General features: G+C 58.5%; 14 protein-coding genes. 10 read left to right on the forward strand and 4 right to left on the reverse strand.

From position 1 onward, the window contains the following. Positions 1–383, reverse strand: a 383-nt coding sequence (locus GXX82_00695) for a methyltransferase type 11 (GenBank protein ID NLT21544.1), incomplete at its 3' end; no start/stop codon positions are given. A 327-nt stretch (positions 384–710) separates the two neighbouring features. Between GXX82_00695 and GXX82_00700 the strand changes: the two genes are divergently transcribed. The 9 genes from GXX82_00700 to GXX82_00740 all read left to right on the forward strand — a co-directional run bounded on the left by GXX82_00700 (position 711) and on the right by GXX82_00740 (position 9,649). After that, positions 711–1,487, forward strand: coding sequence for an energy transducer TonB (locus GXX82_00700; GenBank protein ID NLT21545.1), 777 nt, complete (start codon positions 711–713; stop codon positions 1,485–1,487). Between the two features lie 37 nt (positions 1,488–1,524). Next, the gene (exbB, locus tag GXX82_00705) at positions 1,525–1,959 is read left to right on the forward strand and encodes a TonB-system energizer ExbB (protein ID NLT21546.1); all 435 of its coding nucleotides are present in this window, start codon (positions 1,525–1,527) and stop codon (positions 1,957–1,959) included. Then, positions 1,940–2,338 (forward strand): biopolymer transporter ExbD, encoded by a 399-nt coding sequence (locus GXX82_00710; protein ID NLT21547.1) that lies wholly within the window; start codon positions 1,940–1,942, stop codon positions 2,336–2,338. Before exbB ends, GXX82_00710 begins: the two co-directional genes overlap by 20 nt. Positions 2,339–2,642: 304 nt before the next feature. After that, positions 2,643–4,709 (forward strand): TonB-dependent receptor plug domain-containing protein, encoded by a 2,067-nt coding sequence (locus GXX82_00715; protein ID NLT21548.1) that lies wholly within the window; start codon positions 2,643–2,645, stop codon positions 4,707–4,709. Positions 4,710–4,845: 136 nt separating this feature from the next. Then, positions 4,846–5,598: a hypothetical protein gene (locus tag GXX82_00720; GenBank protein ID NLT21549.1), complete on the forward strand. Its 753-nt coding sequence runs from the start codon at positions 4,846–4,848 to the stop codon at positions 5,596–5,598. 33 nt (positions 5,599–5,631) lie between these two features. Further along, positions 5,632–6,825 (forward strand): 4Fe-4S binding protein, encoded by a 1,194-nt coding sequence (locus GXX82_00725; GenBank protein NLT21550.1) that lies wholly within the window; start codon positions 5,632–5,634, stop codon positions 6,823–6,825. A 134-nt stretch (positions 6,826–6,959) separates the two neighbouring features. Then, positions 6,960–7,739 carry a tetrapyrrole methylase gene (locus GXX82_00730; protein NLT21551.1) on the forward strand — a complete coding sequence of 260 codons (780 nt, stop codon included), beginning with the start codon at positions 6,960–6,962 and terminating at the stop codon, positions 7,737–7,739. A gap of 54 nt (positions 7,740–7,793) precedes the next feature. After that, positions 7,794–9,170, forward strand: a complete 1,377-nt coding sequence (locus GXX82_00735) for an amino acid permease (protein NLT21552.1) — start codon at positions 7,794–7,796, stop codon at positions 9,168–9,170. Positions 9,171–9,307: 137 nt separating this feature from the next. Then, positions 9,308–9,649: a hypothetical protein gene (locus GXX82_00740; protein ID NLT21553.1), complete on the forward strand. Its 342-nt coding sequence runs from the start codon at positions 9,308–9,310 to the stop codon at positions 9,647–9,649. Positions 9,650–9,686: 37 nt separating this feature from the next. Here GXX82_00740 and GXX82_00745 read toward each other — a convergent pair whose 3' ends face one another. Continuing rightward, positions 9,687–10,385 carry a Crp/Fnr family transcriptional regulator gene (locus GXX82_00745; GenBank protein NLT21554.1) on the reverse strand — a complete coding sequence of 233 codons (699 nt, stop codon included), beginning with the start codon at positions 10,383–10,385 and terminating at the stop codon, positions 9,687–9,689. 353 nt (positions 10,386–10,738) lie between these two features. Next, positions 10,739–12,940, reverse strand: a complete 2,202-nt coding sequence (locus tag GXX82_00750; GenBank protein NLT21555.1) for an amino acid permease — start codon at positions 12,938–12,940, stop codon at positions 10,739–10,741. A gap of 168 nt (positions 12,941–13,108) precedes the next feature. Between GXX82_00750 and glgX the strand changes: the two genes are divergently transcribed. After that, positions 13,109–15,175 carry a glycogen debranching protein GlgX gene (glgX, locus tag GXX82_00755; GenBank protein NLT21556.1) on the forward strand — a complete coding sequence of 689 codons (2,067 nt, stop codon included), beginning with the start codon at positions 13,109–13,111 and terminating at the stop codon, positions 15,173–15,175. Positions 15,176–15,300: 125 nt separating this feature from the next. Here glgX and GXX82_00760 read toward each other — a convergent pair. Beyond that, positions 15,301–15,583 (reverse strand): class I SAM-dependent methyltransferase (locus tag GXX82_00760; protein ID NLT21557.1); only part of this gene is annotated, 283 nt, incomplete at its 5' end.

Below are 15,583 nucleotides of genomic sequence, written 5' to 3' on the forward strand. Positions count from 1 at the left end.
CCACTGTTCCTCAGCGCGCTGAGGATCACGGCAGGGACGAGGCAGTGATGCTCCGGCCCGTGGAGCGGGAAGTGCCTGTGGGAACGGATGGTCCGCATAAGCTCCACGGGATCGGTCTCGCCGCTGTGCAGGCAGACCGTCTTGATGATCTCCAGGGCATCGGCGGAGTGGCAGAAATTGCAGACAAAATGACCGTTGACGCACCGGGTGCTGGTTGATATGACGCGACCACAGTAATGACACGTCTCGTCGCGGTCCGTTCCCGAATAGACGAGGTCCGCGCCGCAGACCATGCACCCGGACCGGTACGTTTCCCTCTGCCCCTGCCGGGGAAGGGAGGCTTTCTCTGAGCTGCCGGAATCTTCCATCTCTTTTTCGTCCATCGAACCTTGTGACCTGCTACCCCGGTTGCCGTGCATAGAATACTATTACTGCGTCAGGGCCAGTGTCAAGAGAAGGTGCGAAAGGGAAGCAGCCACCCATGTCCCGGGATGGCTTGACATATCGTTATATGACATGATATATAACACACGTTATATAAATATGACACCAACGATGGATCAAAGCCGAGATGATGTTCATACAGTTCAATCAGGCAAATCGAAGCGTTGAGGAGGATGATGGCCGGGGCAATGAGTTGTGAGTTCATCCTGTGCTCGCGTATCCCGGATGAGCGTTGTTGAGGGTCTGCGGAGTTTTCAAGGGTGGTCATGATAAGAGAGGGACTGTCAATAGGGAAAGAGTTTGTGATCTCGGTGGCCATTCACGCATTCGTGCTGGGTGGTGCCGTCGCCCTGATAGGTCACCTGGGCCAGGAAACGCCTCCCCCACCGGTTGTCTTCCTGAGCATGGAGCTCCCCGGGGGTAATGAGGGGGGAGGTTCCAGCATGCCGGGTTCTCAGCAAACGCCGGCTCCGCTGGCAAAGATCAAAAAGAAAGCAATACCCGAAAAGAGAGAAAGACGGCAGATCAGGGTGGTGAAGAGGGGCGATGTGGAAAATGAAGTCCCGGATACCAGGGCGGTCGAGGAGCGTTCAGTGGCATCATCCGTATCTGACCTTGCCTCTGAGGGGGTGGACCGCGAGGGGAAGGGCCTCGCCGGTACCGGTGGCGGTGGTTTCGGGTACGGTTCCGGAGGCAAGGGGGGAAGCGGCGGGGGCACCGGCAGAGGACACGGTACCGGCTCGGGAGATCGCGATGTCCTTGCCGAACAGTATCTTGCGAAGCATTTCGCTTACATCCGGAACCTCGTCATGAAACACCTGAGGTATCCCCATATAGCGAGGAAGATGGGATGGAAGGGAAGGGTGGTCGTCGCCTTTGTCATCAAGGAGAACGGTGGCGTGGAAGGATCGAGGATATTGACCAGCTCCGGCTACGAGGTCCTCGACAGGCAGGTGCTCAGCGTGATCAGGGAGATCCAGCCATTTCCACGACCGCCCACACGGGCGGAACTGATCATGCCTGTTGTGTACAGGCTGGAATGAAGCGGGAGAAAACAACCGGAGGGAAAGGAGATCCATCATGCAATGGCTTGGCTACACGATCGATTACGGCATCATAGGTCTGCTCCTTCTCATGAGCATCATAGCGGTGGGCGTGGCGATCGAGCGCAGGCGCTTCTACAGGAAGGTTGAGATCGCCGCCTACAGGGACAAGAAGGCGCTCGAGCTTGCGCTCATGAAGAGGCTCCATGTCGTCGCCACCATAGGGAGCAACGCGCCCTACGTGGGCCTCCTCGGCACGGTGCTGGGAATCATGCTCACCTTCTCGACCATCGGGCAGCAGGGGCTTGTCGATTCGGGCAGGATCATGACCGGTCTCGCCCTTGCCCTCAAGGCCACAGCCGCTGGGCTCGTGGTCGCCATACCGGCGGTCGTCTTCTACAACTTCCTCCTGAAGTCGGCAAAGGAGCGGATCCTCCAGTGGGAGGTGGAGTATGGAAGAGAAAAGCTTTGATTACATGAACGTCATACCCCTCGTCGACATCATGCTTGTCCTTCTGACCATCGTACTTATGGTCTCCACCTTCGTGGCGAGCGGCACGATCCCCGTCCGTCTGCCCGTGGCCTCCCAGCAGAACAAGGAGGTGCAATTGAAAACGGCGACGATAACCATTGACCGGAACAACGTCATCTACTTCGAATCCACCATGACGACCCTTACCGGTCTCACCGAAAGGGTCAGAGACCTGGCCCGGGAAACACCGCTCATCATCAAAGCCGACCAGGACATTACGGTGCAGAGCTGTGTCAACGTGCTCGACCTTTTGACCAGTGCCGGATTCAAGAAGATAGGGCTCCAGACGGAACAGGGCCGGACCGCAAAAATACCTTGACACCACGTTAGTCTTTTTGATATATAACGACCGGTATATCGACCATAATATAACGGCTAAGCAAGGGACAGGGTTTGCTCGTTGATATACCAGCCATCGGTAAAGAGTTCTGCAATCTACGTGTGCATCAGGGGGGTCGGTGAGTGGGAAGACCGGTTGGAGAAGTGCGTAAAGAGTGTCGAGGCATGACCGGTTCGATGCCTGTTGCACGGTGTCGGGCATTGGGGCCGGGATTGCGAAGACGGAACACCGGATCCTCGGAACGGGGATGGGTGACGACTGAATCTGGCAGGGGGCTGGAGCGATGATCTGGATCTGTAGAAGACTTTCATTGTTGGTGCTGGCGTTGGCGCTGGGGACGTTCCTGGTATTTCAAACGGTCCTCGCGGAAGAGAAAGGCGCACAGAAGACGGAGCAAAAGGGTTCACACAGGCTCGAAGAGGTGACTGTAACCGACAAAAAGGTGGGGGAACCGGTGGCGAGTCCTTACGCGGTGCCGGAGAGCAGCAAACTGGCAACGGAGGTCATCACCGCCGAGGAGATCGAAGCGCTCCATCCGGAGACCATATGGGATGTTCTGGAGCAGATGCCCGGAATGGAGGTGACATTTCAGGGGAGAATGAAACTCAATCTTCTCAGCATGAGAGGGAACGGCAATTACGGTATCATCCTTGACGGTGTCTATATAAACAGCGCCGACCGGATCCTTGCCACCCTTCCGACGGATACCATCGAGTCCATCACCGTCGTGCGGGACGCCACGGCCCTTTCGCTCGGCCCTCTCACCAATTTCGGTTCCAGCAGCGGCTCCTCCAACCAGGGGTTCATCGTTATCAAGACGAAACGCGCCTCACAGAAGGTGGAAGGCGGGGCCATAGTGAGCTACGGAAGCTTTCACACCGAGAAAGAGCATCTCTATCAGGGGGCAAAGATCGGCAAGTTCGATTACCGGGTAGCGGGCACCCATACAAGCACCCAGGGGAAAACGAACTGGTACAACGCGAGCCGGAACACCTCCGTCCTTCTCAGGGGAGGGTACACGTCGCCGGTCTTTTTCGGTGACCTGTTCTACTATTCAAGCAGGGGCATGAGACAGTTCCAGCGGGCCGAGAATCTCGTGCCGAAAACGGCGAAAAAGAAGGTGGGCAAGAAAACCATTACCTATCTTGATTGGTCAACGGTCGGGGAACTCAGCAATCAGAAATGGGAAATAGACCCCATGATCTCCGACATGATCGCCGTCAATCTCAACAAGCCCTGGAGCGATACCCAGACCACCACATTCAGTTACGCTTACAACAGCCTCCTTGTGAGCAGCACGCAGGACAGTTTTGTCGGCGGAAAACCGAGCGTAAGGGATCAGAACAGCCGGGGTCAGAGCGCCAGCCTCAGGCATGTCATCAACTCGCACAACAACGTCCTCAGGCTTGGAGGTCAGTATTTCCAGTATGTGAGCCCTGACGGTTTTCCCCCCTACTGGGACATGAGATCCGATGAGGACATGTACAGTCTCTTCGTGCAGGACGAATACCGCATGCTTGGCGACAAACTGACCATCGACGGCGGTATCAGGATGGACAAGAAACATTTCAACAACGACCCCGAATCGGGTTACGCGATCAATGAATGGGCGAAGGAGACCTTCACCTATGCCCTGGGAACGTCGTACAAGCTGCACCGCATGGTCACCCTGACCGGACGGTATGCCTATTCCGAGAACTCCATGAGTCCTTACCAGCTAAGCGCCGACGGGTCAAAGCTGCCGCCGGAGAGGCGGTCGAGATACGAGGCGGGCATCCTCGCCAATCTGCATCCTTCCTTCAACCCGTCGCTCACACTCTATTACTACGACACAAAGAACCAGAAGGTAAGCTCGACGGGGGTCGATCCCACAACAGGGGCCGTCGTATCCTCGTACATAGACCCCGTTACGGGAGAAGAGGTCAGCTTTGTCGACTCCGATGATGTCCGGACGAAAGGATTGGAGGTCGGCGTTTCCGGCAGCATATTGAAGGCTTTTACGTATCACCTCCTGTACAGCCATGTCACGACGGACAACACCGAGACCAACAACCGCACACCCCATCATCTTGCAAGCGGCCGCTTCAGCTACAGGTACAAGAATGCCGATCTCAACCTCAGCTTTCGGTACGTGAGTCCCTACAGCAAGACCGAGTATTACGAACTTGGAGACTATACGAGGGTCGACGCCAACATACGATACAATTTCAAGGTCTTCGACAGGGACACACGGATCACCCTCTACGGCAGGAACCTGGGCGACAAACACTATACGACCACCTACAACACGGGCGCCTTCTATGACCCCGGTCTTCAATACGGCGTGGAGCTGGCATACAAGTTCTGGTAACGGAAGGACACCGAGGCCGCACGGTCCACGGAATGTGTGCGGAAGCAAAGGTGCGGGGAAGTGCTTCAAGATATGGCGAGATGGCAAAGGGAGTAAACACGTTCTTCTCAACACGTGTGAGCGATGGAGGTTTGTCATGAAAGGAAGTGTAGTCTGTTTCGCGGGCCTGTTTCTCTTTGTTGCAGGCTGTCTGTTACCGGTGGTTGCCCTGGCGGACAATTGCATGGAGTGCCATCATAAGCAAGGGGTGAAGGCGAAAGAACTCTCCGCCGGGCCCATAAGAACGATCGTTGACGGAAAAGAGCGGACCATAACGCTTGACCGGGTCTTCAAGTACCACGGAGACCGGTGCCCGGGTGCCATCATCGCGTATCGCGCGACACAATACGGGATCGAGATCCTCTTTCCCGGAGAGATCCCGGAAAGAGACGATCTTCTGATCGTGTCCAGAACGCCTGCCGGCGGTGTGAGGGATTTCATCGATTTCTTTATGAAAGGAGACAACCCGTTGCAGAAAACACCGGTTCCGGTGGGCATGGAAAAAGCACGGGAGGGGTTTGCCTTCACCATAACGAGAAAATCGACCTGTGAAACCGTCGAGGTGCAGCTCAACCAGGCGCTGTTCCCCGAGGATTTCTTCTCCCTGAAGAAGAAAGTGCAGGAAAAGACCATTACCCCGGATCAATGGAAAAGGTTTCACGGGCACATGAAGAACATGGTCCTTGGATTCTCGGGCAAGCCTGCCACGGAGATGTTCGGCAAGCCGAGGCCATACAAGATAATGACGTGGGGCACGATCGGGCCCGGCGAGCAGGACAGAAACGTCCAGAAGATGAGACAAAAGGAAAAGATGCTGCAGAGCAGCCAGAAGAAGGCGCCCCGGGAATAGGGGACGCCGGGCGTCGGCCCCGAACGAGGTCCGATGCCCCGCTCACGAGCAGGCGAGGAATCGTTTATGGTCACCACGTACCGCTGGTTCTTGTCGTTGTCCGGCAGGCAGAAGGTCATCCTGCTTTTGACCGTGATCGCCTGTGTGGCCATGATCTCCCCCGCTCTCCTGATGGACACGGCATCGCAGGAGGACGGCAGGGAGCACTTCACGGTCGATATGCCCATACGCCGGATCGCCCCCCGTCTGGGTGTCACGGGGAAAGCGCTTGCGCGCGAGCTCGACCTCCCCTTGAGTGTTCCCAAGGACACGCCTCTCCGGCAGCTGGGGGTAACGCAGGAGCGGCTCTCGCACGCAACGGTACACCTTCTTTCCCACGGGGACAGGACGGGAAAATACTGGATCTTCCTTGCCCTGGCGCTGGCCGGGTTTGTTTACCTCAATGTGCTCGGACGGCCGGACGGGACCGGGAATGAACAGAGGAACGTCCGGTATCCCCGGTTTCCCTGCATCGCCGTTCTGACGATCTCTGTTCTCGCGGCCGGTTTCTGCCTCGGGAAGTCGCCCAATCCGATGGAGAGCATCGTGAAGGTGTTCAAGTCCATGGTGGGCCTCTATCCCGATCCGGCGCTGAAGGTGGCGGCCTTCCTGTTCTTTGCGGCCCTCGCCGTTGTCGGCAACAAGATCATCTGCGGTTGGGCCTGTCCTTTCGGGGCCCTGCAGGAGCTGATATACAGCATCCCGTTGTTCCGGAGAGCAAAGAGATGGAGGGCCCCCTTTGCGCTGACCAACACGGTCCGGATACTTTTCTTTCTGCTCACACTGCTTTTCCTCTTCGGTGTCGTCGGGGGACGGAAGGGGTTCGTCCTTTACCACTATATCAACCCCTTCAATCTTTTCAATATGGATATCGAGGGCGCAGGCGTCCTGATGGCGGTCATTCCTACCCTCGCCGGTTCGTTCTTCATGTACCGTCCCTTCTGTCAGCTCGCATGTCCTTTCGGTCTTGTCTCGTGGATATGTGAGCGCGTGAGCGTAACGCGCGTGAGGATCGACAGGGATCTGTGCACCCGGTGCGGGGCCTGCGCGAGGGCATGTCCTCTCCCCGCCGCGGCAGACCGGGTGCAAGGCAGGAAGATGCCGGCGGATTGCTTCAGTTGCGGACGCTGCCTCAATGTATGCCCCGAGGATGCCATACGGTATGGGTCCGTATTCAACAGATCATAAAACGGAAAAAGGAGCCTTGCATGCTTAGAAACGGGAAAGACAGGGAAGGGAATGCGCACGGCATGCCAATAATAAGAGCCCAGGCATTGTGTGCTGCCCTCATGTTTCTTTTTATCTCATTGGCAGGATCGTATGTGTTTGCCTGCTCCGGGAAGACTGCCGGGGGCCGGCTCTATCTCGTGAGCGTCGGCACCGGTGATGCGGACAATATCACCGTGAAGGCCATGAACATCATCAAGAACTCCGCCGTCATCATTTGTGGAGAGGGAATGAAGAAGACCTTTCCCGATCTTCTCGAGGGGAAGGAGATCCATGGCATGGGCATTGGGGTCCACCAGACCTTCATGGGGAAGCGGGGCAGCCCGGAGAAGGCGACGAAGGAGGTGGAGCGGATCTCCGGCATCATCCGCAAAGCGGTCAGGGAAGGGAAAACGGTGTCGATCCTGGAGCATGGAGACCCGACAATATATGGACCGCAAATGTGGTTCATGGAGGTCTTTGAGGACTTGAACCCTGAGATCATACCGGGTATCAGTTGCTTCAACGCGGCCAACGCCGCCTTGAAGAAGGGGGTGACCTGGGGGGTGAAGACCCGTTCGGTCATACTCACCAATGGCGCCGACATCGAAAAGCTGGCGGAAAGCGGGAATGCCATGGTGTTCTTCACCATGCGCACCAGCGTTCCGGAGATCGTGCGGAAACTGAGACCCTACTATCCCCCGGAAACGCCCGTCGCCATAGTCGCGAATGCCGGCTTCAAGGACAAGGAGAAGGTGACCCTGGGAACCCTCGCCTCGATCGAGGAAAAGACAGCAGGAGAAAAACTTGACCTGTACCTCGTTTATGTCGGTGACTTCCTTACCAAAAGATACGGGATCGACGTCAGGAAAAAGGTCTCCGGGAGCGCGGAATAGCAGTCCGAGCAGGCACGGAGGGACCGTCGTGCAGCAAAAGGAATGAGGTGATGTTTGTCGTTTCAGAGAAAACTGAACCTTTTTGACGCCATCATGCTCGTGGTGGGCAACATGGTGGGTGCGGGCATATTCACCACGGCGGGGTTTCTCGCCGGGGAGCTGACCAACCCATGGCTCTTCACGGGCATATGGGTGGTCGGCGGGTTTCTCACGCTCTGCGGCGCCCTCACCTACGCGGAGCTGGCGGGCATGTTCCCCCGCTCGGGCGGGGATTATCTCTTTTTGAAGGCAGCGTACGGTTCGTGGGCAGGTTTCCTCCTGGGCTGGGTATGTTTTTGGATAATAAATCCCGGGTCCGTTGCCGTTCTGGCGATCGCTTTTGCCAAATATCTGACCGGCTTCTGTGGCTATTCAGGCACTGCAGCTGAAAAACTGATTGCCCTGGCCGTCGTCATGCTCTTTTCCGCCATAAATTACAGGGGCGTCCGGCTGAGTGGCACCACCCAGAACCTCTGGACGATGGGGAGCCTCGCCATACTGGCGGTTTTCATAGTCGGGGGGTTTGCGTCGGGAAGGGGTGACTGGGGCAATTTCTCCGCAGGCATGGCAACGGCGATACCCGGATCGAGCTTTCTCGGCCCTGCCATGATCGCGGTGATCTTCTCCTACAGCGGGTGGTTTGTCACGGCGTATATAGGGGACGAAGTGAAGCGCCCGGAACGCAACCTTCCCCTGTCCCTCATCCTGGGGACGGCCATGGTCACCGCGCTGTATGTGGCGATCAACACGGTCTATCTTTACGCAATGCCCGTCGAGAGCCTCAAGGGGGTTGTCAACGTGGGACAGGTGGTGGGGGAACGTCTCCTGAGCAAAGGGTTTGTGAGGGGCCTTACCCTGGCGATCATGCTGGCGGTCGCCGCGAGCATAAACGCCACCATCCTTGCCGGCGCGCGCCTCTCTTACGCGATCGCCAGGGACGGCCACTTCCATCGCCACTTGGAAAGGCTTCACGCCCGGTTCGGCACTCCTCACGCGGGCCTAATTGTCCAGGCGGCATTGGCCTGCCTTTACGTTGTGGCTGATACCTTCGAAAACCTGCTCGGCGCCGTTGTCTTCATCATGCTCCTTTCCTCCACAGGATCGGGTCTGGCGCATGTGGTCCTGCGCCGGAAGAAGCCTTCCATCGAAAGACCTTACAGGACATGGGGGTATCCTCTTGTCCCGCTCCTCTTCGTGGCCGTCTACTTCTCGATCGCCATCCAGATCTTCCTGTCCAGTCCCGTCCGGTCCCTTGCCGGTATCGCGATCACGGCGTCGGGCATACCCTTTTATCTTTACTCTCTTCGCAGGGGAGACGTGCGGGCCGTCGGTGCCCTGTTTCCTTCCGAGCCGGGAGAAAGCAAGGAACTGAAAAGGCGGATCGAAGAGTGAGCGGAGTCACGTCTTTTGTCTTGAATTAGTTTCACATTTGCCAGACAATATCATGAAAGAAGTACCGGCATCCGCGCGCGGAGGGTCCCGTCGTTTCGGGACGGAAGGTTTGAGCGTACATAGATGAGGAGGTCCCCATGTTTGAAGTGAGCCAGGAGGCATCTGACAGGATCAAGCAGTTCCTCAAGGAACAGGAGAACCCGAAGCCCATCAGGATACTGACGACTGAAGGGGGATGGAGAGGGTTGTATCTCGTGATGGCCATGGATGACCAGAAGGAGGACGATGAGGTCCTGACGGACAGGGGCGTCACGTTCCTCGTTGAAAAGAGACTCTTCGAGAGGGCGAAACCCATACGGATCGCCTATACCCACTCGACCCTGGGTGAGGGTTACGTTTTTGAGTCCCAGCTCCTGAAGGGGAAAGAAGGTCTTTTCACGGGGTGCAGGAACATCTGCGACACCTGCGAGGAAGGCTGACCGCCAGGCAAGGTCCCGGCGAGGCCCGAGGGTTCCCTCACGATAGTCCCGCCACGGTCCGCAGTTTCTCCACGTTGAAGATCTCGATCATGTTCCTCTTCTTTCTGAGGAGGTCCTGTTCCTCGAAGTGGTTGAGGGCGAGGGAGACCGAAACACGCGAGAGGCCCGTCAGGTTGCCTAAATCCTCCTGGGTCACCTTCTTCGCGATGAGGATGCCCCTCGGTGTTGTCTGGCCCACCTCCGAAGCGAGCTTGCAGAGCATGTGAGCGACCCGCCGGCGGGCGTCCATGAAGGAGTCGTTCTCTATCTGGAGTATCAGCATCCTCGTCACCCTGGCAAAGGCGGCGATGATGACGGCGGACAACCTCGGATGCCTGTCGTTGAGGGCAAGAAAGGTGGCGATGGGGACCACGCGCAGCTCCGTCGGCTCCAGCGCGGTCGCCGTGTGGAAATGGGGATGGCCGTCAAAAGCGGCGGCATAGCCGAAGAGGGTGTTCCGCTCCTGGATGATGACGGTCCTTTCGGACCCGTCTTTGCTGAGGAGCGCTATCTTGACCCTGCCCTCTTCAATGAGATAGAACTCGGGTCTACTCGCCTCACTCTGGATATAGATCATCTCCCCGGCGGCGCAGGACCGTTTCGTCGAGTTTTCGTAGAGCAGGTTGAGCTCCACCGGGTAATCCTTCAGGTTGTCGGTCAGGTAAGGTGAATCCGGAGCGCCTTCTCTCCCCTCCATGTGCCCCCCTTTTCTCGGACCCTCTTCCTCCAAGTCTATCCCCTGACGGGGTCCGGTAATGTTAACAGCTTAACACAGTCGACGGGCTTACTGTATAAACCGGTTAGTGGAAGGGATCCCCGCCTTTGTCTATGATCGAGAGAAGAAGGGAGGTGAGGCATATGCATTTCTTCGATATTGTCTCCATTGTCCTCGGTATCGGCGTGATGGGGATCCCCCTCGTGATCCTGATGGCGAACAACCGGCAGCGGCAATAACCCCTGACCATGGAGCTTGAGGTCCCCAACCCTCCTGCCGCACACGTGGATGGCCCGGCCCCGGAAACGATCCCGGAGCCGGGCCCGTGTTTTTTCTCAGGCCTCGATCGAGACATCGCCGGCGTTGTAGACGAAGACAGTATCACCGGGCAGGTCGAGTATGGCCTGGGTGCGGGCAAGACCTCTCTCTCCGGTGTTTACCATTGCGGGGTCGAAGCCGACGAAAAGGACCGCGGAGGACTGCATGTTCTTTCTTACCCCGTCCAGCGGGTCCTGGGTCGGTACGATCACGATCTCCGCGTCGATCCTGGCGCGTGAGAGCATCTCGCGCATTTCTCTTGTGATGTTGTCCAGGTCGGCTTTCGGCGATACGGGGCGGATGATGCGGATGGTATGATCCGACCACTCGCGGTTCCTCGTCATCATGAAGGCGAGAAGAAGCATCAGTTCGACGTTCCCGGAAGAGTCCCACCATATGTTGATGGCACCCTCGGGGACGTCGACGATCTCCTGCCCCAGGTGGCTTGCCACGATAATGAGGCTGCGGCCCATCTCCTTCACGGTGTTGATCGTCTCGTAAAAGACATCGGCCTTTTCGGGGTCCCGGCTCATCCCGAGCAAGACGGTGTTCGGCCGCATGCCACCGATCCCCTGGCATTGAAGAAGGGCCTTGATAGCGGCGTGGATGTTTTCCTCCACGATGACGACGGGGAAGGCGGGAATGCGTTCCTTGAGGATGAACCTGCGGAGGATGGTCTCAGCTTCGCGTCGATGGTCGACAAGATCGCTGAGGTTGCCGCGGATAAGTTGGGCGATGGAGACGATCCCGCTGTTGGCGGTGCACCAGCGGGCGTACTGGGCGAGGTGAAGGCGGTTATGGGCCCCGCCGCTCAAGGCGAGTATGGAGGGGCGCCAGTTCTTCGGATGGTAGCGTTCCCGCTCCAGGCGCAGAAGTGCCCTGCGGGCGGCCTGGTAGGCAAGGCCGCTGTACAGGTCGCCCCATTTGACCTTGACCTCCGCGCGGGCTATGAGAAAAAAGAAGATCCCGCCCAGGATCAGGGCGACGGAGGCCCAAATGGTATTGATCAGGAACATGACACCGAAGCACCCCAGGGCCCCGAGAAGTGCCACGGACCAGTGGTTGAAGCGGAAAGTGGGTCGGAAGCTGGGGTTGTTGGACCGGCCTTCGAAAAAACACGCCAGGTTCACGGTGGCATAGGTCATGAGGAAGAACATCGTGATGACGGGGGCAACGGTGTCGAGGTCGCCGGCGAGGATGCCGATCTGGGCAATAACGGCGGTGATGATGATGGCTCGCCGGGGTTCGGCGGAGGGTCCGCTTCCTCGTGCGAACCAGCGCAGGCCTCGGAAAATGTCGTCACGGGCCAGCGCCTGCAGGATGCGCGGTGCCCCCATCATGCTGCCGAGGGCCGAGGACAGCGTGGCAGAGATCACACCGGCGTAGATGAGGACGGGAGAAAAGGCATGGTCTTTTACCACGAATCCCGGACCGAGCAATTCGGCGCGCTGGACACCGCCGGCAAGGAGGACCGTCATGACGGCATAGATAAGCGTTGAGACGCCGATGGCGGCGAGGGTGCCTCTCGGTATCGACCGGCCAGGGTCGTTAAGGTCGCCGGACATGTTGACCCCGGCCATGATACCGGTGACGGCCGGGAAGAAGAGGGCGAAGACGGTGAACAGGGAATGGTCTCCTGCCCATTGCGGATCGAGGTTGGCGCGAAGGATCTGGGGCGAGAAAGTGGCCCCCGCCCCTATGAAGAAAGACAAAACTGAGAGGAAGAGAACCGCAAGGATGACGTACTGGACGCGAATGGTCCATCCGGCACCGATGTAGACGCAGAGGAAGACGGCGATGTTCGTGATCGTGCCGATCGTGCCGGGGGAGAGTGCCGTGCCCGGCAGAAAGGACAGGATGGCCTCGGTGAAACCAACGATGTAGAGGGTCACTGCTATGGCCTGGGCGATGAAGAAGAAGATTGCGATGACTCCGCCGAACTCCGCGCCCAGGCTGCGGCTGATGAGATAGTACGCGCCGCCTCCCCTGACGCGCATGTTCGTGGCAACGCTAGCGATGGATAAGCCTGTAATGAGCGAGATAGCCGTTCCGCCCCCGAGTATCATAAGGGCGTTCCACAATCCCGCGTAACCGACGACGGTGGAAAAGCGCAGGAACATGATCACGCCCAGGATGGTCAGAAGACTGGGCGTGAAGACGCCTCCGAAGGTGCCGAATTTCGTCGGTCGTAAATTTCGGGAACTCGTTTTGTCGTTCATGGCGGCCCTGGAAGTACGTGCTGTACCGTGTCTGCTCCCTCCACCATATCGTATCGTCATCACAATATCACGGGACGGTCCGCAAAAGAAGCGAAATATCCGCAGGGGCTTTCCTTTTGACGATGGTCCGAATAGGTGCTACCATAGAGACTGTCTTTCAGGAGGACGATGGACCGTTCCGACAGCACCTGTTTCCCCCTCGGCCCCACCGTGTATGGCAACGGGGTGAACTTCAGCGTCTTTTCGAGGAACGCCGACGCGGTGGAACTGCTCCTCTTCGATCACGTCGATGACGCGATACCGGCGCGCGTGATCAGGCTCGACCGCGGGGAGGACCGCACCTATCACTACTGGCATGTCTTCGTTCCCGGTCTCAGGCCGGGACAGATCTACGGGTGGCGGGTCCACGGTCCCTTCGCGCCCGAGAAAGGCCAGAGGTTCGATGCCGCCAAGGTCCTTCTCGACCCCTATGGAAAGGCGGTGGCCGTCCCTCACGGATACAGCCGCATGGCGGCGTCGCAGCCAGGCGACAACACGGCGACGGCCATGAAGAGCGTGGTGGCCGACCTCGATGACTACGACTGGGAGGGGGACGGGCTCCTGACGCGCCCCTTCGCGACGACGGTGATCTACGAGGCGCACGTCGCGGGTCTCACGAAGAACCCCAATTCCGGGGTTACGCCGGAGAAACGCGGCACCTACGCGGGGCTGATAGAGAAGATCCCCTATCTCGTGGACCTCGGCATCACGGCTATCGAGCTCATGCCCGTCTTCCAGTTTGATGAGCAGGACGCTCCCCCCGGCAGGACGAACTACTGGGGGTATGCCCCCGTGTCCTTCTTCGCTCCCCACAGCCGGTACAGCTCCCGGAAGGACCACCTCGGCCCCCTGGGCGAATTCCGCGACATGGTGAAGGCCCTCCACAGGGCCGGTATCGAGGTCATTCTCGATGTTGTCTACAATCACACGACCGAAGGGGACCACACGGGCCCGACCGTCTCTTTCCGGGGTTTCGGGAACGATATCTACTACGTCCTCGACAACGACAGGGCGCGCTTCGCGAACTACACGGGGACGGGCAACACACTGAACGCCAATCAGCCCATCGTCCGCAGGATGATCATCGACAGCCTCCATTTCTGGGTGGAGAAGATGCACGTGGACGGCTTCCGCTTCGATCTGGCATCCATCCTTTCCCGTGACGAATCGGGCAGGCCGATGGAGAACCCGCCCGTGCTGTGGGACATCGAGTCCGATCCCGTCCTCGCAGGGGTCAAGCTCATCGCCGAGGCGTGGGACGCGGCGGGTTTGTACCAGGTGGGCCGCTTTGTCGGGGACAACTGGAAGGAATGGAACGGCAAGTTCCGGGACGACGTGCGGGCCTTCATGAGGGGCGAGGACGGGACCGTCACGAGGCTCGCCCAGCGCCTGATGGGAAGCCCGGATATTTACGGCGCGCGGGAGCGCGAGCCTGAACAGAGCGTCAACTTCGTGACCTGTCACGACGGGTTCACCTTGAACGACCTCGTTTCCTATAACCGCAAGCACAACGAGGTGAACGGAGAGGACAACAAGGACGGTACGGACTACAACCTGAGCTGGAACTGCGGCGTCGAGGGCCCCACCGACGACCCTGCCATCGAGGCGCTTCGCAACCGCCAGGTAAGGAATTTTATGACCATCACCCTGACCTCGGTGGGCACACCGATGCTCTCCATGGGCGACGAGGTGCGGCTCACCCGGTACGGGAACAACAACGCCTACTGCCAGGACAACGAGACGAACTGGTTCGACTGGTCGATGCTTGCCCGCCACGGGGACATGCACCGCTTCACGAAGAGCCTCATAGGGCTCCGGCTCTCCCGGAGGTACCAAAAGGGCGAGCGGTCGATGACCCTCAACGAGATGCTTCACCACGCCCGCATGTCCTGGCACGGGGTGAGGCTCGGTGAGCCCGACTGGGCCGACCATTCGCACAGTCTTGCGGTGGCCCTCGAGGTCGAGGAGGGCCTCGTGTTCCACGTGATGCTCAGCAGTTACTGGGAGCCCCTCGAGTTCGAACTGCCGCCCGCGGGGGAGGCCCGGGGCCCCTGGCACCGGCTGATCGACACATCCCTCGAATCCCCTGACGACTTCTGCCCCTGGGACCGGGCGCCCCTGATAGCGGGGGAAACATACCGGCTTCAACCTTATTCCGTGGCGATCCTGTTCGCTTATGGGAAAGAAGAGGGGTGATGGATCACGGCTGTCGAGGATAATGACCAATTGACCAAATTCCAATGACCAGATAAACAGACAATGACCAATGACCAAAATGATGCAGACACTCCGTCCCGTCCGCCCGTTGCCGACGACATATGTCAGAACGCTGGGCCGGATAAGGTGGAAGAGATATAGTAGAAGCCTTCTTCGTCCATGAAGTCTGTTATGGTGAGGCCCGCGTTGGTGAGCAGGCCGCGCATCGACCCTTCGTCGGGGAGATGGTCGTGCATCACGGCGTGACAGGATTCGTGGTGTTTGTTGATCCCCTCCGCGGAGCTGAAATGGGACACGATGAGGTGGCCGCCGGGCTTCAAGATACGGCAGAGCGTCGCCAGGGCCTTTTCCTTGTCGTGGAAATGGGGGAAGCAGGAGAAACAGACG

It is taken from the genome of Syntrophorhabdus sp. (assembly GCA_012719415.1).
In the GTDB taxonomy this organism is placed as follows: domain Bacteria; phylum Desulfobacterota; class Syntrophorhabdia; order Syntrophorhabdales; family Syntrophorhabdaceae; genus Delta-02.